This window comes from Halanaerobium sp. DL-01, assembly GCF_003338615.1.
In the GTDB taxonomy this organism is placed as follows: domain Bacteria; phylum Bacillota; class Halanaerobiia; order Halanaerobiales; family Halanaerobiaceae; genus QPJE01.
Map to the genome: position 1 here is coordinate 63,263 of NZ_QPJN01000003.1, position 21,550 is coordinate 84,812.

Annotated in this window: 9 protein-coding genes and 1 CRISPR repeat array; of the genes, 8 read left to right on the forward strand and 1 reads right to left on the reverse strand. The window is 36.0% G+C overall.

The window, feature by feature from the left end:
• Positions 1-5: 5 nt before the first annotated feature.
• Entirely contained in the window at positions 6-368 is a 363-nt protein-coding gene (locus DER71_RS01980) for a CBS domain-containing protein (RefSeq protein ID WP_114457386.1), read from the reverse strand.
• Positions 369-624: 256 nt separating this feature from the next.
• Between DER71_RS01980 and DER71_RS01985 the strand changes: the two genes are divergently transcribed.
• Genes DER71_RS01985 through cas2 form a run of 8 tightly spaced genes read left to right on the forward strand, consistent with a single transcriptional unit; the run spans position 625 to position 9,011 of the window.
• Positions 625-1,599 (forward strand): YafY family protein, encoded by a 975-nt coding sequence (locus DER71_RS01985; RefSeq protein WP_114457387.1) that lies wholly within the window; start codon positions 625-627, stop codon positions 1,597-1,599.
• A gap of 57 nt (positions 1,600-1,656) precedes the next feature.
• Positions 1,657-3,810 carry a CRISPR-associated helicase Cas3' gene (gene cas3, locus DER71_RS01990; RefSeq protein ID WP_114474229.1) on the forward strand — a complete coding sequence of 718 codons (2,154 nt, stop codon included), beginning with the start codon at positions 1,657-1,659 and terminating at the stop codon, positions 3,808-3,810.
• A gap of 22 nt (positions 3,811-3,832) precedes the next feature.
• Complete coding sequence (cas5c, locus tag DER71_RS01995; protein WP_114474230.1) at positions 3,833-4,507, forward strand: type I-C CRISPR-associated protein Cas5c; 675 nt, start codon at positions 3,833-3,835, stop codon at positions 4,505-4,507.
• Positions 4,507-6,162 (forward strand): type I-C CRISPR-associated protein Cas8c/Csd1, encoded by a 1,656-nt coding sequence (gene cas8c / locus DER71_RS02000; protein ID WP_114474231.1) that lies wholly within the window; start codon positions 4,507-4,509, stop codon positions 6,160-6,162. The genes cas5c and cas8c overlap by 1 nt, the downstream gene beginning before the upstream one ends.
• The gene (gene cas7c / locus DER71_RS02005) at positions 6,163-7,047 is read left to right on the forward strand and encodes a type I-C CRISPR-associated protein Cas7/Csd2 (protein WP_114474232.1); all 885 of its coding nucleotides are present in this window, start codon (positions 6,163-6,165) and stop codon (positions 7,045-7,047) included. It abuts the gene before it with no gap.
• A gap of 5 nt (positions 7,048-7,052) precedes the next feature.
• On the forward strand, positions 7,053-7,670 hold the full coding sequence (gene cas4, locus DER71_RS02010; protein ID WP_114474233.1) for a CRISPR-associated protein Cas4: 618 nt from the start codon (positions 7,053-7,055) through the stop codon (positions 7,668-7,670).
• Positions 7,670-8,704, forward strand: a complete 1,035-nt coding sequence (gene cas1c, locus DER71_RS02015) for a type I-C CRISPR-associated endonuclease Cas1c (protein WP_158531780.1) — start codon at positions 7,670-7,672, stop codon at positions 8,702-8,704. The genes cas4 and cas1c overlap by 1 nt, the downstream gene beginning before the upstream one ends.
• A 16-nt stretch (positions 8,705-8,720) precedes the next feature.
• On the forward strand, positions 8,721-9,011 hold the full coding sequence (gene cas2, locus DER71_RS02020) for a CRISPR-associated endonuclease Cas2 (RefSeq protein WP_005487710.1): 291 nt from the start codon (positions 8,721-8,723) through the stop codon (positions 9,009-9,011).
• A 179-nt stretch (positions 9,012-9,190) separates the two neighbouring features.
• A CRISPR array of direct repeats spans positions 9,191-21,491; the repeat unit is 37 nt; unit sequence ATTGCAGTCCCCTTCATTGGGGACTGAGAATTGAAAC.
• The last annotated feature ends 59 nt before the right edge of the window (positions 21,492-21,550 follow it).

Consider the following 21,550-nt stretch of genomic DNA (forward strand, 5'->3'; position numbering starts at 1 on the left):
TAAATTTATTTTTCTGCAACATAACGGTATACTATATCTTCAACTGTAATAATTCCAGCCAGATGACCTTCTTCATTTACAACAGGCATACCACTAATTTCATTTTCTTTTAAAATTCTGGCTGCTTCAGCAATAGTGTCATCTTCTTTAACTGTTATTAAATTTTCTGACATAAAATCTTTAATTGGCATATCTCTGTCGTGCTCAATCATTAGATCACCATCTGTAACAATACCAACAAGTTCATTATCTTTGACGACAAGAAGCCGCCCTATATTGTAATAGGAAAGAAGTCTTGCTGCTTCGTTTACATCACTATCTACTTCAATTATTACTGGATCTTTAGTCATTATTTCCTGTACCAGCATTTATAAAACCTCCTTAATTATCAATCTCAATATATATTTATATTCTATAATTAGTGCCAAAATCCTTTAAAAAGGAAAAAATAACTAGATTTTATTTAAAATTAGGTAGGGTAATAGAACCGGACAAATGTCCTAAATGAAAAAAGTAATTTTTAAGAAAAATCAGCATTTATTTTGATAAATAAAAGGGAATTAGATTATATTTACCGAAATATAAAAATATATGGAAACTATTATTTTTTAGGAGAGGATATTATTGACAGAAACAAACAGGGTATTTCGTATAATTAAGATGATTATGTTGCTAAGACAGCCATATGGCAGATGGGATGTTAATAAAATTACAGAGACTTTTGATATTTCTGCCCGTACTTTTCATAGAGATAAGAAAATTATGGAAGAACTCGGCATTCCAATATATTATGACAGACATTTAAAAGAGTATAAAATACTGGAGACATTTAGATTAGAAAGTCCCAATTTAAACAAAGAAGAAACCGAAGCTATTATGCTGGCAGCAAAAGAATATAAAAATAAGAATTTTCCTATGAAAAAGGAGCTGGAGTCTGCATTAGCAAAAGTTATTAATTCACTACCTGAATATATAAAAGGGAGTCTGGGTACTTACATAAATAGTTATGAGATAATTTCTGATCCATTTGTTGATTTAAAAGAACACAGGCAAAAATTTAAGCTGATAAAAAAATCTATTGAAAAACAGGAGAGCATAATAATCGATTATTATGCTCTGGGAAAAGATGAAAAAAGTACAAGAAAGATAAATCCATATAATATATTTTTTAATAATGGTGCACCATATTTAATTGCTTTTTGTAATTTGCGTGGTGAGATCAGAACTTTTAGAATTGACAGAATAAAAAACATAAAATTTACTGATGAAAGTTATACTATTCCCAATGATTATTCTCTGGATGAACAGCTGCACAATTCCTGGGGTGTTGAACAAGGAGAGGAAGAGCTGGATGTTGAAGTAAAATTTACAGGCAGAGCCGCCCGCTTTGTTCCGGAATACCAGTGGACTGATAATCAGATAATAAAGAAGTTAGCCGATAATGAAATAATATTTTCTGTAAGAACTACCAGCAGAGAAGAAATAAAAAAATGGATTTTAAGTTATGGTGCTGAAGCCGAGGTCTTAAAACCTGAAGAATTAAAACAGGAAGTTGCAGAGGTAGCAGAAAAAATGTGTAAAATTTATGAAAAAAACTGATGTTTGCGACATAGTGGTGGCAGAGGGATGTGGTAAGATAAAGTTGGAGGTGTTATAGTGGAAAAATTTATTGCTCATACTAAAAATAATGAAGGGAAAACTCATGACTTAAAAGATCACATTTATGGTACCGCAAATAATGCTAAGAAATTTGCGGATAAATGGTCTATGGGAGATTTAGCATATATAAGTGGCTTATTGCATGATTTAGGGAAATATAGTGATCAATTTCAGGACTATTTAAAAAATAATTCTTCAGGAGTGGAGCATGCTATTGCTGGAGCCATATTTGCAAAAAACAAATCAATAAAATTTTCAGATATACTTCCCTTTTTTATTGCTGGACATCATTCAGGTTTACATAACCTTACAGACTTAAAAAATAGTTTAAAAGAAAAAGCAAATAAAGATTTTGTAAAAAGTAGTATAAATAATTTTACTAATAATATTAAATTAGAATATAAAGAAAATGAAAATATAAATTTTGATATTAAAAATGATCCCTTAGAATTAGAATTTTTTATGAGAATGATGTTCTCTTCTTTAGTTGATGCAGATTATTTAGATACAGAAAAACATTTTGATTTAAATAAATATTCTTTAAGAAATATAAATAATTATGATATTAAAGAATTATGGAAGAAATTTAGTGAAAATCAAAATAAATTAATGAAAGAGGCTGAAGATAGTAAATTAAATAATTTTAGAAATAATATTTATCAATCAGTATTAAATAAAGCAGCACAGAAAAATAAATTTTTTAGTTTAACAGTTCCTACAGGGGGAGGAAAGACTAGAACCGGTTTAGGATTTGCATTAAAACATGCAAAATTTAATAATATGGATAGAGTTATTGTTGTGATACCATATACCAATATTATTGAACAAACTGCTAAAACTTATAAAGAAATTTTAGGAGAAGAAAATATTTTAGAGCATCACTCGAATTTTGATTTTAACGAAAATGAAGAAGAATATAATAAAGAAAAAATTAAATTGGCAACTGAAAATTGGGATATGCCAGTAGTTGTGACAACTTCTGTTCAATTTTTTGAAAGTTTATTTTCACATAAGACAAGCAAGTTAAGGAAATTGCATAATCTAGCAAATTCAGTAATTATATTTGATGAAGTTCAAACTTTACCACCTGAGTATTTAAATTCAATTTTACAGGTTTTAAAACAATTAGTAAAAAATTATAATTCTTCAATTGTATTTTCAACAGCTACTCAGCCAGCTTTTGGAGATAGAGATAATTTTAATGGTATAAAAAATATAGAAGAACTTGTTCCAGACACTGATAATTTATTTCGAAATTTAGCAAGAGTTGAATATGATCTAACTTATATTGAAAAGAAATTAAGCTGGAATCAGGTAGCTGAACTAATGTTAGAAGAAGAACAGGCACTAACTGTAGTAAATACAAAAGATGATGCTAAAGAGCTTTATTCTATCTTAAGTAAAAAAACAGAAAATGTTTATCATCTATCAACTTATATGTGTTCTGCACATCGCAAAATTATTTTAAATGAGGTGAAAGAAAAATTAGATAATAATGAAAGTTGTTACTTGATTTCTACTCAATTAATAGAAGCAGGAGTTGATATTGATTTTCCACTGGTTTTAAGAGCAATGGCTCCACTTGACAGTATTGTGCAGGCTGCCGGAAGATGTAATAGAGAAAATAAACTAAAAAAAGGGAAAGTAATTGTCTTTACCCCCCAAGAAAATAAGTTACCAAAGGGAATTTATAAAACTGCTACTGCAAAAAGTAAATTATTTTTAAATGATCCTGATCAATTACTGACAGCAGAAATTTTTCTGGATTACTTTGACACATTATATAAAGATGTGAATTTAGATAAGAAGAAAATTAATGAATCAAGAAAAAGTTTTAAGTTTCGCGAAGTAAGTAGACAATTTAAAATCATCCCTGATGATACGGTAAATGTTATTATTGAAAATAACGATATAGTTGATCAACTGCCGGTTAATTTAAATGTCATCAGAGATAAAGAATTTATCAGTCGAGAAGAATGGCGTAAATTACAGCCATATATTATTTCAATTAGAAAATATAAAGTAAATGATTTATTAAAAGAGGGTATGCTTTACGAACTGTTGGAAGATGTTTATGTCTGGACTGGAAAGTATGATACAAAAGAAGGAATAATATTAGATGGATATAATTTTAATGATTATGTACAATAATTTCATAAGGAGGTGAAAAAGCTTGGAAGATTTTAAATTTGATCCTGTAAAAGTCAAAGTCTGGGGAGAATTTGCCTGTTTTACCAGACCTGATATGAAAGTTGAAAGAGTCAGTTATCAAGTAATGACTCCATCTGCAGCTCGTGGGATATTGTCGTCAATTTTTTGGAAACCTGAATTTGATTGGGTGATTCAAAAAATACAAGTTTTAAATCCAATCAGACATATTTCTATAAGGAGAAATGAAGTAAAAAGCAAAATATCACCTGGAAGTGTAAAGCAGTGGATGAAAAAGAAAGATCATGACCATTATTATGCTGATAAAGATAGAACCCAAAGGAACACTCTAGCTTTAAGAGATGTGAGTTATATAATTGAGGCAAATGTCAGACTAAAAAAGCATGCTAAAAATGAACATCCTGCCAAATATCGAGATCAGTTTAGAAGGAGAGTAAATAATGGAAGCTGTTATAAAAGACCTTTTTTAGGTAATAGAGAATTTGCAGCTTTTTTTGCTCCAGTAGATGGTTCTGAAACAGCTATTGATTATACTGACCAATTAGGAAGAATGCTATTTGATTTAAATTATAATATTGATGATGAGAGAGCAAAACCTGTTTTTTTCAATGCAGAACTAAATAATGGTGTGCTGAATGTTCCTGTAGAAAAGTATAAAGAAGTCTGGAGGAATTTATAATGATATTAGAAAAATTGTGTGAGTTTGCAGAAACAGTTGAAGATTTTCCTCCTCCTCATTTTAAAAAAAGATCTATCGATTATTTAATTGAAATTAATGAAGAAGGAGAATTATTAGGATTTACTGATGTTAGTGATGAAGGGAAAATATTTATTTATGCTGATCATTTAATTGGACGAACAAGTCAAGTGAAGCCACATTTATTAGTAGATAAAGCCTCATATGTCTTCGGTAATATTGAAGAAGAAAGTTTAAGTCCGAGACAAAAAAAGACAAAGAATGAATTTTATAAACTTATTTTAGAAAGTTATCAAGCTACTAATGAACAAATAATTTATTCAATACTTAAATTTCTAGAAAATACACAAGTTGAAGATCATATAGAAAATGATTTGAAAAATAATAACTGGATAGCTTTTAGAGTCAATGGAAAAGATCCTTTGAAAATTGATTCAATTCAAGAATTTTGGCAGAAAAGACAAAATAAAGTAGCAAATGAAAAAAGATCTGATTTTATTTCCGAATGTTTGATTTGTGGCCAAGAAAAAGTAATAGCAGATCGTGATCCTGAACAATTCAAATTACTTAGAGTTGGAGGTCAAAGTGGTGGAAGTTCGTTGATTTCAGCTAATCACAAATCTTTTGAGTCATATGGGTTATCAGGTTCTTATATTGCTTCAATTTGTTTCGAATGTGCTACTCAATATGGCAGAGCAGCAAATTATTTAATAGCAAAAAAAGATCATTGTTTAAAAATAGGAGATATATTATATATCTTTTGGACTAAAAACAATTTGGAGTTTAATGGTTTTGAACTATTAGAAAACCCAGAAGAAAATGAACTTAGAGATTTTTTGAACTCATTTAGAAGTGGAAAAAAATCTTATATTGATGATGAAGAATTTTATTGTCTGGCTTTAAGTGCAAATAACAGCCGGGCTGTAGTAAGAGATTGGATAAGTACAACCATTAAAAATGTTGAAGAGAATATTAATAATTATTTTAGAGAAATGAAGTTGGATGATAATAAATCAGACAGATATTATGGGATAAACAGTTTAGTTAGTCAGACAGCTTTTAAATTCGATGATATTAAACCAATAGTGGCAGAATCTTTAGCTTCATATGCTATTAAGGGAAATTCGCTGGTAGAGGCTGTTTTATTTAATATAGTTAAACGAATAAAAGCAGATGTTGAGTTTCGCGTAACTAGACCAAGAGCTTCTTTGTTAAAAATGTATTTTAATTCTCATCCTGAAGGGGGTATAAAGGTGAAAGATAAATTAAATAAAAAAGAGAATAATTCAGCTTATTTATGTGGTCGTCTATTTAGTGTTATAGAAATTATTCAGAAAAAAGCATTACCTGGAATTAAATCCACAATTGTCGATCGATATTATGGAACTGCTTCATCAGCTCCAGCTTCAGTTTTTGGTAATCTGATTAGAAAAGCCCAGCATCATTTAGCGAAATTAAGGAAAGAAGAAAGTACTACAGGGATGTATTACTGGCTGCAGTCTGAATTGGAAGATATTATGGTAGAACTTAATGATTTTCCGGCAACACTATCACTTAAAGAACAGGGTTTATTTGCACTTGGATATTATCAGCAGAAAGCATATCGTCCAGAAAAAGATAAAGAGGGGGAAAATTAAATGATTTATAGTAATCCAGAAAAAAGACATGATTTTATTCTCATATTTGATGTGAAAGACGGAAATCCAAATGGTGATCCGGATGCAGGTAATCTACCGCGAGTAGATCCCGAAACGATGCAGGGATTAGTTTCAGATGTTAGTTTAAAAAGAAAAGTTAGAAACTGGGTAGCATTAACTCAAGATGAGAATATTTATGTTGAAAATGAAGGAGTTTTATATAATCAGCAGGAACTTGCTTATCAAGATCTAGAATTAGATGAAAAAGCTAATGACCGTGATTCAATTGATAATGCTAGAGATTGGATGTGTAAGAACTTCTATGATGTGAGGACATTTGGTGCTGTGATGAGTACCAGTAAATTTAATTGTGGCCAGGTTCAGGGGCCATTTCAATTAACTTTTGCAAGATCTGTAGATCCAATAGTTCCCATGGATCTATCAATTACAAGAGTAGCAGTAACTAAACCTGAAGATGCTCGAAAACAAAGTTCTGATGATGAAGGTGAGAGTTCAAATAAAATAACTGAAATGGGAAGAAAAACTATGATTCCTTATGGCTTATATGTAGCTCATGGTTTTTATAACCCATATTTTGCAGATAATACAGGCATAACAGAAGAGGATTTAGAAATTTTCTGGGAATCATTGGTTAAAATGTGGGATTTAGACCGCTCTGCAAGCAGAGGAATGATGGCCTGTCGAGGTTTATATGTCTTTACACATGAAGATAAAACTGGAAATGCTCCTGCAAATAAATTATTTGATTTAATAATGGTTTCTAAAAAAGATAATGTTGAAACTCCAAGAGCATTTAATGATTATCAAGTATCTATAGAAAATGATTTACCTGATAAAATTACACTTTCTAAAATATTGGATTAATAAAAATGGATAATCAATATTTTGAATGGCAAAAAATATTTTCAATCCCCATATCAGCTTTACAGCATTATATATATTGTCCCAGACAGTTTGCATTGATTCATATTGAAGAAATTTATGAGGAAAATGTATTTACAATTCAAGGCAATATAGTTCATAAAAGAGTTGATAATGAAAAAAATTATTATAATAAAGACAAAAAGGTGGAAAATAGTTTACCACTTTGGTCAGAAAAATATGGCTTATATGGGGTTGCAGATACTGTTGAATTTAAGGGAGATAAAATAATTCCTGTTGAATTTAAAAGCGGTAAGAAAAAGAAAAAACTAGCTGACGATATTCAGTTAGCTGCCCAGGCTATCTGTCTTGAAGAAATGTTTTCTACAGAAATAACGTCTGGCTATATTTATTATGATAAATCAAGAAAACGAAGAGAAGTTGTTTTAGATGAAAAGTTAAGAAAGAAATTAACGGATACTATTTCTTCTGTTAGAGAATTATTAATCAGCAAAAATACACCACAACCGGTAAATGATCAAAGATGTAATAATTGTTCGCTAAAAGATTACTGTTTACCTGATTTAGCAAGTAGAATAGAAAATTATCTTAAGGAGTTAAAATGATGGCTCACCACATAAAAAATACATTATATATTACTAATCCTGAATCTTATTTAAGAAAAAAACATGATGTAATAATAGTTGAAGTTGAGAAAAAAGAAAAAATAAGAATACCAGGACATCATTTAGGAAGTATTATCTTGTTTGGAAGGTCTAAAATAAGTCATTATGCTCTTGATTGGTGTATAAAAAATGGTGTTGCAGTAACTAGGGTTACTAGAGCAGGACGTTATATTGGGAATTGGGCCGGGCCTGTTAAAGGTAATGTTTTATTAAGAGTTGAACAATTTGATAAATATAAAGATGAAAATGAAAAATGTAAATTAAGTCAGAGTTTTATTAAAGGTAAAATTTATAATCAGAGATCTATGCTCTTAAGAAGTGCAAGAGATATTAGTGATGAAAAAACAGAAAAATCACTTCGTAAAAATGCTACAAAGTTAGATAGAATATTGAACATAATTGATGACAGCGATAATGTTGATCAGGTAAGAGGTTTTGAAGGTATTGCAGCTAAGAATTATTTTTCTGTATTTGATGAAATGATTATAAATAAAAATGATTTATTTAAATTCGGAAAACGGACTAAAAGACCTCCCAGGGATATTATTAATGCAATGCTTTCTTACCTTTATGTTATATTAAATCATGATTGTAGAACTGCTTTAGAAGCAGTTGGTTTGGATCCTCAAATTGGGTTTTTGCATGAAATAAGACCCGGCAAACCAGCTTTAGCTCTAGATCTAATGGAAGAATTAAGACCAATAATGGTGGAAAGATTAGTATTAACTATGATTAATAGAAAACAGGTTAATAAAGAAGATTTTGAGTTTAAAGATGGTGGAGCAGTAGAAATGAAAGATGATTTTCGGAAAAAATTAATAAAACAATATCAGGAAAAGAAGCAAAATGAAATTAAACATCCGCTTTTGGATAGAGTAATTCCTTATGGTTTAATTCCTTTTATACAGGCAAGGTTATTGGCAAGAAGATTAAGAGGAGATGTTGAGGAATACCCACCATTTATTTATCAGTAAAGGTGTGATAAAATTGATGTATGTTCTGGCATACGATATTTCAACTGAAAATGCTAAAGGTAGAAAAAGGTTGAGAAAAGTTGCTGAAACCTGTGAAAATTATGGACAAAGGGTTCAAAAATCAGTTTTTGAATTTCAATTAGATGATAAAAAATTTCTAATGATGAGAAATGAAGTATTGGAGTTAATGAACAAGAAAAAAGATAATATTAGGATCTATAAAATAATTGCTCCAAAAGATAATTATGTGGAAGAACATGGGAACTTTAAGTCTGTAGATTATGATAATGATACACTGTTAATTTAATTTGCGAAAGAGGAGTGTTTGTTAAATTACTGCCTCTCTCGCAAAAGATTATAAATACTAATGTAAGAAGCATTTAAAGGAGATGAGGTAAAATGATTTTATTTTTTGTGGAGGTGATAATAGATATTCGCAAAAAAACCTTTATGAATCTTAATTTAACAGGGCTAATTTAGCCTGCTATTGCAGTCCCCTTCATTGGGGACTGAGAATTGAAACTATGTCATCTCCAGATAATCTAACTTTAGCTCCATATTGCAGTCCCCTTCATTGGGGACTGAGAATTGAAACGCTAATATTCCTGATGAATCTAAAGTCGCTATAAAATTGCAGTCCCCTTCATTGGGGACTGAGAATTGAAACTCTGCTAATTCTGTTAATGTTGCATACGCCATTTATATTGCAGTCCCCTTCATTGGGGACTGAGAATTGAAACATCACCTTTTGTAATATCTCCACACCAACAATTTATTGCAGTCCCCTTCATTGGGGACTGAGAATTGAAACAATGCTACCAAACATATTACTAACAGTTGTGCCATATTGCAGTCCCCTTCATTGGGGACTGAGAATTGAAACACCATAAGTGTTAACCACAGAAGATAATACATCTAATTGCAGTCCCCTTCATTGGGGACTGAGAATTGAAACTAGTGTGCTTAACATTATAGAAATGCAGGAAAAAATTGCAGTCCCCTTCATTGGGGACTGAGAATTGAAACTTGCCTATACCTTTAACCTCTGATAACTCTGATAGGATTGCAGTCCCCTTCATTGGGGACTGAGAATTGAAACATTAGAATCTAGCACCACCTTTTATTCTTATACTATCGAATTGCAGTCCCCTTCATTGGGGACTGAGAATTGAAACTCACATAACTCTTCAAAAAAGTTAATCACATTCAATTGCAGTCCCCTTCATTGGGGACTGAGAATTGAAACAATCCACAGTGGAATGAAAAGCAAGTTGAGAATGATTGCAGTCCCCTTCATTGGGGACTGAGAATTGAAACGCAGAAGAAATACTGGGAAGACTTCAGAGTGGGATTGCAGTCCCCTTCATTGGGGACTGAGAATTGAAACAGATGGAATGAAAACTGTTTTTGTAGCGGGTGTGGGATTGCAGTCCCCTTCATTGGGGACTGAGAATTGAAACTGATGTAGCCTCAAATATTAATTCCTGTGATTTGTGATTGCAGTCCCCTTCATTGGGGACTGAGAATTGAAACTGTTACATACTGGCTAACCTCTGTGCCATCGATTGATTGCAGTCCCCTTCATTGGGGACTGAGAATTGAAACAGCCATTGTTCCCTGAAAACCTTGGAAAGCATTTTGATTGCAGTCCCCTTCATTGGGGACTGAGAATTGAAACTTTACGGTTGGAAGCCGGGTGCTGCACACACTTGATTGCAGTCCCCTTCATTGGGGACTGAGAATTGAAACAAGTGCATTATTGCCGGAGCATAAGCTGTTCCGTTATTGCAGTCCCCTTCATTGGGGACTGAGAATTGAAACCACATTTTTTCGCACATTTTAATATGTTCCATCGGATTGCAGTCCCCTTCATTGGGGACTGAGAATTGAAACTATGCAATGTCTTTTGGCCTATTCCTTTAACACTTGATTGCAGTCCCCTTCATTGGGGACTGAGAATTGAAACATCCCAACTATATCCACTATCCCCACCAACTGTGATTGCAGTCCCCTTCATTGGGGACTGAGAATTGAAACGCCTAAGCAGATGGAAGAAAAAATAGATTATTATATTGCAGTCCCCTTCATTGGGGACTGAGAATTGAAACCAGATAACAAGACTGTTGGAATCTATGCTCATACAATTGCAGTCCCCTTCATTGGGGACTGAGAATTGAAACTCTTGCATTTCAGCCATATATTCTTTGCTTTGTCCTATTGCAGTCCCCTTCATTGGGGACTGAGAATTGAAACTTTTTGCTTTCTGATTGACTTTTGACTAATCTCATCATTGCAGTCCCCTTCATTGGGGACTGAGAATTGAAACACCTACTTAATATTAATAAGATAATCTAATATAATATTGCAGTCCCCTTCATTGGGGACTGAGAATTGAAACCCCCTTGAATTACCTGCAATGTTCATAAGAATGTTAAATTGCAGTCCCCTTCATTGGGGACTGAGAATTGAAACTGAAAAAGTCTCTAATAACTGGATCATTAATTTTATATTGCAGTCCCCTTCATTGGGGACTGAGAATTGAAACATTCATATCAAAATGATAATCTTTTTCGCCATAATATTGCAGTCCCCTTCATTGGGGACTGAGAATTGAAACATCCAGAGTTATGCGACTTCCGGGAACCTATAATAAATTGCAGTCCCCTTCATTGGGGACTGAGAATTGAAACTATCTTATTATGGTCTATTTGTCCGCTGACCTGATTGCAGTCCCCTTCATTGGGGACTGAGAATTGAAACCGCCAAAGTTTTTCAAATAGAAGATTGCTCCCGTGGATTGCAGTCCCCTTCATTGGGGACTGAGAATTGAAACAACCCAATTCGAGAAAATTCTTTCCTCTGCTCTTATTGCAGTCCCCTTCATTGGGGACTGAGAATTGAAACTTTTGAAATAGAGATTATTAACTATTAAGATTAAATTGCAGTCCCCTTCATTGGGGACTGAGAATTGAAACTATAAATTTCATTAATATCATTAGCCTGGACAAAAATTGCAGTCCCCTTCATTGGGGACTGAGAATTGAAACTTTATGCTCTCGGTGATGAATTTACTGAACAACGGATTGCAGTCCCCTTCATTGGGGACTGAGAATTGAAACTATCCTTCTTTCTATTTCAATTGAGATTTTTTCAAGATTGCAGTCCCCTTCATTGGGGACTGAGAATTGAAACACACGACCAATATCATATAAAATCAATTTCCCACATTGCAGTCCCCTTCATTGGGGACTGAGAATTGAAACTTCTTTCTTCATAAAATAATCATCTATAGCTTGTATTGCAGTCCCCTTCATTGGGGACTGAGAATTGAAACAACATTAACTTGCTTGTATTCTTCATACTTTGGAATTGCAGTCCCCTTCATTGGGGACTGAGAATTGAAACAGAACCATGAACAAGGGTATATCAGACGCACAGCATTGCAGTCCCCTTCATTGGGGACTGAGAATTGAAACTGCCAACGGTCTGTGCCTGCCAAGCACCACCATTTAATTGCAGTCCCCTTCATTGGGGACTGAGAATTGAAACTGCAGGCACTTGCTGGAGTTAACAGCTGATACCAATTGCAGTCCCCTTCATTGGGGACTGAGAATTGAAACCTCCTAAGTTAAAGAACTCATATAATCCAAATTCTATTGCAGTCCCCTTCATTGGGGACTGAGAATTGAAACTGCCCGGGCTAAACGTTTTTCCACAATCTTATTGATTGCAGTCCCCTTCATTGGGGACTGAGAATTGAAACCACCCACAAGTTGGTGGCCAACAGGTGCAGGCGTGATTGCAGTCCCCTTCATTGGGGACTGAGAATTGAAACAACAAGGTGCTAGAAATGGATATCAGAGGTCAAATTGCAGTCCCCTTCATTGGGGACTGAGAATTGAAACAGATGACAAAAAAACAAAAAACTATGATGGAGAAATTGCAGTCCCCTTCATTGGGGACTGAGAATTGAAACCTACCTGGCAGGAATACCACGGGAGCAATCTTTTATTGCAGTCCCCTTCATTGGGGACTGAGAATTGAAACTACATCTACTGCATCTACTGCATTTTGTCGTTGCATTGCAGTCCCCTTCATTGGGGACTGAGAATTGAAACTTGGCTGCATTAAAACTTTTTGTGCCGGCTTTGAAATTGCAGTCCCCTTCATTGGGGACTGAGAATTGAAACGAATCTATGCGCACACAAAAGCTACTGCTATAGTATTGCAGTCCCCTTCATTGGGGACTGAGAATTGAAACTTCTAGTTTTAACCAGCCTCGCCTAAATCCTTTTATTGCAGTCCCCTTCATTGGGGACTGAGAATTGAAACGAATCTATGCGCACACAAAAGCTACTGCTATAGTATTGCAGTCCCCTTCATTGGGGACTGAGAATTGAAACTTCTAGTTTTAACCAGCCTCGCCTAAATCCTTTTATTGCAGTCCCCTTCATTGGGGACTGAGAATTGAAACATGCCATGCTTCTCTAATCTCATTTAATTCTTTAATTGCAGTCCCCTTCATTGGGGACTGAGAATTGAAACTATTGGATGCTACAAGTTGACAATTATGTGTTTGATTGCAGTCCCCTTCATTGGGGACTGAGAATTGAAACTACTGTATTTGTGTTATCTAAATCAGCATTAACCAATTGCAGTCCCCTTCATTGGGGACTGAGAATTGAAACCATTTTTATATCCCCCTTTAATTTTCAACTGGAATTGCAGTCCCCTTCATTGGGGACTGAGAATTGAAACTTATCAGATGAATTTGTTAAGCAGCTCAAACTAGAAATTGCAGTCCCCTTCATTGGGGACTGAGAATTGAAACAAGTCAAAATTGGAGCAGAAACAACTGGCTTAAATTGCAGTCCCCTTCATTGGGGACTGAGAATTGAAACAGCCAGTAGAAGTTGAGGTGATATAATGCCAAAAATTGCAGTCCCCTTCATTGGGGACTGAGAATTGAAACATTAAAAGTGTAAAAGTTATCTAGTTATCCTTATTAATTGCAGTCCCCTTCATTGGGGACTGAGAATTGAAACTGTTCAATTAATCTTGACATATATCTTTGAGCAGATTGCAGTCCCCTTCATTGGGGACTGAGAATTGAAACAAACAGCTACTCAAAAGCAGATAGCAACTATTAATATTGCAGTCCCCTTCATTGGGGACTGAGAATTGAAACTGATGTTCGGCTCCCGCTTCTCCGGCTAATAATCCGATTGCAGTCCCCTTCATTGGGGACTGAGAATTGAAACTTGTATAAAAGTTAGTATTAAAATAATCAATTTGCATTGCAGTCCCCTTCATTGGGGACTGAGAATTGAAACATCAATCTTGCCAAAATCAGTTGTTATTTCATTGATTGCAGTCCCCTTCATTGGGGACTGAGAATTGAAACCTGTTTAATTTTAGGTAATTTATCATATAAATTATATTGCAGTCCCCTTCATTGGGGACTGAGAATTGAAACAACAAAATTTAAGTCTTTACTGTAATACACACCCTATTGCAGTCCCCTTCATTGGGGACTGAGAATTGAAACTTTATTGGTAGTTTTGCAGGAATGCTGATATTAGATTGCAGTCCCCTTCATTGGGGACTGAGAATTGAAACAACAATACGGCCTGTTTTATACTTAATATCCATAATTGCAGTCCCCTTCATTGGGGACTGAGAATTGAAACAGAAAGGACAACCTGTTAGAGTAGAGGATGATAAAATTGCAGTCCCCTTCATTGGGGACTGAGAATTGAAACTTCTTTTAACACAGCTGCGCAAACTAAACGAGCACAATTGCAGTCCCCTTCATTGGGGACTGAGAATTGAAACTCGTCTAGTTTTACTGGCAATTTGCATATTTTCTCAATTGCAGTCCCCTTCATTGGGGACTGAGAATTGAAACATCATAGCACCCTTTTGGTAAATGACCGTTTTTAGATTGCAGTCCCCTTCATTGGGGACTGAGAATTGAAACAAGATAGTGTGCAGACCGACCCGATGCAGCAGGCTATTGCAGTCCCCTTCATTGGGGACTGAGAATTGAAACATGACAAAAAATTACGAAGAAGTCCAGGACAGAAATTGCAGTCCCCTTCATTGGGGACTGAGAATTGAAACTGCAGCTTCATTTATTTTAACTGGGTGCGATGAAATTGCAGTCCCCTTCATTGGGGACTGAGAATTGAAACAATCAGCAGTCAAATCAGTATTAGACGAACGGAAATTGCAGTCCCCTTCATTGGGGACTGAGAATTGAAACCAATAGGCTCTTCTATCCCTGTTCCATTTATTAACATTGCAGTCCCCTTCATTGGGGACTGAGAATTGAAACTTTTGTCAGGGACACACTAATTCCTAAATTAAAAATTGCAGTCCCCTTCATTGGGGACTGAGAATTGAAACATTTGTTACATAACCTCTGTAACCTATCGTTCTTTTATTGCAGTCCCCTTCATTGGGGACTGAGAATTGAAACTTTTTACATTAAGATTAGATACGGCATAATCTAAGATTGCAGTCCCCTTCATTGGGGACTGAGAATTGAAACATCTATTCCCACCTCTCCAGGTTGTGAATATTCTTATTGCAGTCCCCTTCATTGGGGACTGAGAATTGAAACTCACTGATCTCCATAGCAGCGGAAAATAATGACCAGATTGCAGTCCCCTTCATTGGGGACTGAGAATTGAAACATATGTTCTTTACTCTCCATTTTTAGCTTGCCAATTGCAGTCCCCTTCATTGGGGACTGAGAATTGAAACAAAGCCTAAACTACACTCTTTCTTATTGCCGTTTAATTGCAGTCCCCTTCATTGGGGACTGAGAATTGAAACAACTCATATAAAGCCCTAATCGCTGTTACTAATAGAATTGCAGTCCCCTTCATTGGGGACTGAGAATTGAAACTTGCGAGCTTTTCTCCTGCCGTAAGAAGCATTAAATTGCAGTCCCCTTCATTGGGGACTGAGAATTGAAACATCTCTGCAGCAAAGGTATGTTTTTCACTGCGAGATTGCAGTCCCCTTCATTGGGGACTGAGAATTGAAACAGTATCCGATACCTATGTTCGGGATATGGAGAAAATTGCAGTCCCCTTCATTGGGGACTGAGAATTGAAACATATAGTTGGGATAGCAAAAAACAAGAGGTTGGGATTGCAGTCCCCTTCATTGGGGACTGAGAATTGAAACTGTAGATGGTATTTTGGATGTTACATCTACTAAATTGCAGTCCCCTTCATTGGGGACTGAGAATTGAAACAAAAGATGCTACAGCCGAATTGAGAAAAGTATATAAATTGCAGTCCCCTTCATTGGGGACTGAGAATTGAAACTCCTAAAAACCATCCATCTATTTTATCCTCCATGGATTGCAGTCCCCTTCATTGGGGACTGAGAATTGAAACTTAATAATTGTCTTTCTGCCACTTCCGGATCATTATTGCAGTCCCCTTCATTGGGGACTGAGAATTGAAACCACCTGTAGTTGCAGAATAACCAAATGTGCTAGAATTGCAGTCCCCTTCATTGGGGACTGAGAATTGAAACCATATTAATGGATGTTCGCAAATGATACCTGAAATTGCAGTCCCCTTCATTGGGGACTGAGAATTGAAACGGTTATTGCGTTGATAACAACCTTAAAAAGCCAAAATTGCAGTCCCCTTCATTGGGGACTGAGAATTGAAACAGTTTCTTTTTTGATTAAGTCATACGGCTGTTTGATTGCAGTCCCCTTCATTGGGGACTGAGAATTGAAACACCTTGATTAATTCCCATATTAGTGAGATTATTAAATTGCAGTCCCCTTCATTGGGGACTGAGAATTGAAACAACGGCACAACAGAGCTTGGTAGGCAGGAGAGGATTGCAGTCCCCTTCATTGGGGACTGAGAATTGAAACAGATTATAGTTGGGCATATTAAAGGAAGGTGATTATTGCAGTCCCCTTCATTGGGGACTGAGAATTGAAACTACCGGATTTATCGACAAATCCACTAACTCCTCTATTGCAGTCCCCTTCATTGGGGACTGAGAATTGAAACGGAAACTACAATTACAGAAGTTGTGAGGATATAAATTGCAGTCCCCTTCATTGGGGACTGAGAATTGAAACCTTATAATGCCAAAATGATTGCAACTGTAACGGGATTGCAGTCCCCTTCATTGGGGACTGAGAATTGAAACAAATAATGATAATGAAAATATTTATAGTCCTTCTCATTGCAGTCCCCTTCATTGGGGACTGAGAATTGAAACAAATCTATTTTTTGTCTGCTGATCAAGATCAGGAATTGCAGTCCCCTTCATTGGGGACTGAGAATTGAAACAACCCAACTGTAGAATTGATATCAACACCAAGCTGAATTGCAGTCCCCTTCATTGGGGACTGAGAATTGAAACTTTGATTCCATTTGAAATAGAAGTCTTACCATCTGATTGCAGTCCCCTTCATTGGGGACTGAGAATTGAAACAATATCTAAATCCTTATCCTGCATAATTTTTTTAATTGCAGTCCCCTTCATTGGGGACTGAGAATTGAAACTACCTGATTTATCGACAAATCCACTAACTCCTCTGATTGCAGTCCCCTTCATTGGGGACTGAGAATTGAAACCCTGCTCTCAAGCATATCAACCGCCTTACTCAGTATTGCAGTCCCCTTCATTGGGGACTGAGAATTGAAACTGCTCCATCTGGTCCTGATCTCTACCATTATTATATTGCAGTCCCCTTCATTGGGGACTGAGAATTGAAACTCGCCGTGTGCTAAATGGTCCGATAAGTACCAATATTGCAGTCCCCTTCATTGGGGACTGAGAATTGAAACCTCTACTCTATGTTGATCGTCAACTACACACTTAAATTGCAGTCCCCTTCATTGGGGACTGAGAATTGAAACTAATAAACGATCTGTTCTATCTAAAAAGATTGAGATTGCAGTCCCCTTCATTGGGGACTGAGAATTGAAACTGAAATCGGAGAAAGATATCCGACTACCCTGGAATTGCAGTCCCCTTCATTGGGGACTGAGAATTGAAACAATTTTTTCTATAAGATTATTAACTTCTTTATCGGTCATATTGCAGTCCCCTTCATTGGGGACTGAGAATTGAAACGTGGTATTGCTATTGTTATAAACTTCTCTGCTGCCATTGCAGTCCCCTTCATTGGGGACTGAGAATTGAAACGACCTCGTCCTCTTCATTTCCCCTGGCAAAATCAATTGCAGTCCCCTTCATTGGGGACTGAGAATTGAAACACCCAGTTTTTAATTTGTTTAATATTTTCCATTATATTGCAGTCCCCTTCATTGGGGACTGAGAATTGAAACTATAACTTTAGATTTTCTTGTAGGATTAGCTTCAATATTGCAGTCCCCTTCATTGGGGACTGAGAATTGAAACCTAATTGTTGTAATATTGTTCCGATCACAGGCTCAAATTGCAGTCCCCTTCATTGGGGACTGAGAATTGAAACCAGACCATCTGGAGTTTTTGCCTCAAATATTTTTATTGCAGTCCCCTTCATTGGGGACTGAGAATTGAAACTTTATCATTTAAAAAATTTTGATCGTCAAATAAAGATTGCAGTCCCCTTCATTGGGGACTGAGAATTGAAACTTATATCACGTATCTCTGTAAAATCAGAAGTTTTAATTGCAGTCCCCTTCATTGGGGACTGAGAATTGAAACAAGCTGGGCCTGTATCTTTTTACGGTTCTCATTAATTGCAGTCCCCTTCATTGGGGACTGAGAATTGAAACAGTATGCTCTTACAGGTAAAAATAGACTTACAGACATTGCAGTCCCCTTCATTGGGGACTGAGAATTGAAACAGTTAAGTGCTACTCAACTGGATCTGGTTGCACAAATTGCAGTCCCCTTCATTGGGGACTGAGAATTGAAACCAATCTCCTTGTACTCTTTTAGCTGCATATTTAAATTGCAGTCCCCTTCATTGGGGACTGAGAATTGAAACAGTGAAGAAAGGAAGGTTATATATAAAGAAATGATATTGCAGTCCCCTTCATTGGGGACTGAGAATTGAAACCCATACCTTCCTGGGTCTTTACCTTCAAGTATAAAATTGCAGTCCCCTTCATTGGGGACTGAGAATTGAAACACATGTAGGGCGGTTAACTATTTCAATCTCTTTAATTGCAGTCCCCTTCATTGGGGACTGAGAATTGAAACCTTCCATAGACCAATTTTTTGGCGGATTCAAAAGAATTGCAGTCCCCTTCATTGGGGACTGAGAATTGAAACAAATTTATTAGCTGGTTTAACCGCTTTACAATTAAATTGCAGTCCCCTTCATTGGGGACTGAGAATTGAAACACCGCTACCTTTTTCCCCTTTAAACTCCCATTTAATATTGCAGTCCCCTTCATTGGGGACTGAGAATTGAAACATACCTATCTGGTTCCCATCTGCGGCCAGCACTAATTGCAGTCCCCTTCATTGGGGACTGAGAATTGAAACCTTATAACGCAAAAATGATTGCAACTGTGACCGGATTGCAGTCCCCTTCATTGGGGACTGAGAATTGAAACCCAGTACCACTGAAAACCATCATCCACACCTTTTATTGCAGTCCCCTTCATTGGGGACTGAGAATTGAAACAAGTATGGTAATCTTTTCCCTGAGCTTTCCGGCGCATTGCAGTCCCCTTCATTGGGGACTGAGAATTGAAACCACTCTGGGATTATTATCGTAGAAAATACCTGATTTAATTGCAGTCCCCTTCATTGGGGACTGAGAATTGAAACTAGCTTCGAGCTTGCTAATCAAGAAGGCAGGATAGATTGCAGTCCCCTTCATTGGGGACTGAGAATTGAAACAAGCTAGCAACGCTGGACAAACAGGACAAAGTGGTATTGCAGTCCCCTTCATTGGGGACTGAGAATTGAAACCTCTTTTTTGTCGTTTTCATCTACTTTTTCCTTAATTGCAGTCCCCTTCATTGGGGACTGAGAATTGAAACCTGCTGGCTGGCTGGTATTACGTTAACTGTCTGTGATTGCAGTCCCCTTCATTGGGGACTGAGAATTGAAACCTGCTGGAATAGTCTATATAATCAGTCAATGACAATTGCAGTCCCCTTCATTGGGGACTGAGAATTGAAACTTTTACTAAATTCGGATTGTTTGCAATTTCTTTGAAATTGCAGTCCCCTTCATTGGGGACTGAGAATTGAAACAAAATAAAGGCCTTCGTGGTTTTCCTCCACTCTAAATTGCAGTCCCCTTCATTGGGGACTGAGAATTGAAACTTTATTTTTTATTTCAGTAATTGTCAATTCTTTTATTGCAGTCCCCTTCATTGGGGACTGAGAATTGAAACTGCAGTATCATGATTGACAGTAACCTGATTGTTAAATTGCAGTCCCCTTCATTGGGGACTGAGAATTGAAACATCCTTGTGCCTGCCGGTATGTTTCTTTCACAACCATATTGCAGTCCCCTTCATTGGGGACTGAGAATTGAAACACCCCTAAATACAATAAAATAATTTCAGACCATAATAAATTGCAGTCCCCTTCATTGGGGACTGAGAATTGAAACTACAACGCAATGTATGAAGAATTAGATATGGGATATTGCAGTCCCCTTCATTGGGGACTGAGAATTGAAACCGGATAAATTATGGAAATTAAACAGAACTTCTAGAATTGCAGTCCCCTTCATTGGGGACTGAGAATTGAAACTTGACACAATGGAAGAATTAACTGACAAGCCTGCTATTGCAGTCCCCTTCATTGGGGACTGAGAATTGAAACTAAAATTATATTATCGCAACAAACTTGATAATGTAATTGCAGTCCCCTTCATTGGGGACTGAGAATTGAAACGCCTAAACAGATGGAAAGCTGGTCGCTAGCAATGATTGCAGTCCCCTTCATTGGGGACTGAGAATTGAAACCTTTATTATACACCATAAACCCCAAATTATCAAGATTGCAGTCCCCTTCATTGGGGACTGAGAATTGAAACAATCAAGTAGTGATGAAGGTTTAAACTGGATAACATTGCAGTCCCCTTCATTGGGGACTGAGAATTGAAACTATCATATCTACCGCTTTCGATAGCTGCTGCAGGATTGCAGTCCCCTTCATTGGGGACTGAGAATTGAAACGGGCAATATTATGTAGATGGACTTAATGAAGAAGATTGCAGTCCCCTTCATTGGGGACTGAGAATTGAAACGGATCTTAAAGCTAATTCTTGCTGATCTTTGCAATATTGCAGTCCCCTTCATTGGGGACTGAGAATTGAAACAGCTAATTTTATGCCTTCATCGATTAATTTTTGTAATTGCAGTCCCCTTCATTGGGGACTGAGAATTGAAACATTTCTAATTAATTCTCTTTTAATATATCCAGCATTGCAGTCCCCTTCATTGGGGACTGAGAATTGAAACAGCTAATTTTATGCCTTCATCGATTAATTTTTGTAATTGCAGTCCCCTTCATTGGGGACTGAGAATTGAAACATTTCTAATTAATTCTCTTTTAATATATCCAGCATTGCAGTCCCCTTCATTGGGGACTGAGAATTGAAACAAATGATGGAAATTAACAAAAAATTAGCAGCTATGATTGCAGTCCCCTTCATTGGGGACTGAGAATTGAAACAAATTGAGTAACAATAGTATTAGTAACTATATCAAATTGCAGTCCCCTTCATTGGGGACTGAGAATTGAAACTCAGTATGATCAAGATGGATTATTCAGAGGAAGAATTGCAGTCCCCTTCATTGGGGACTGAGAATTGAAACTAAATTTTGGCGAAGTGTTATAAGCAAATTAATTATTGCAGTCCCCTTCATTGGGGACT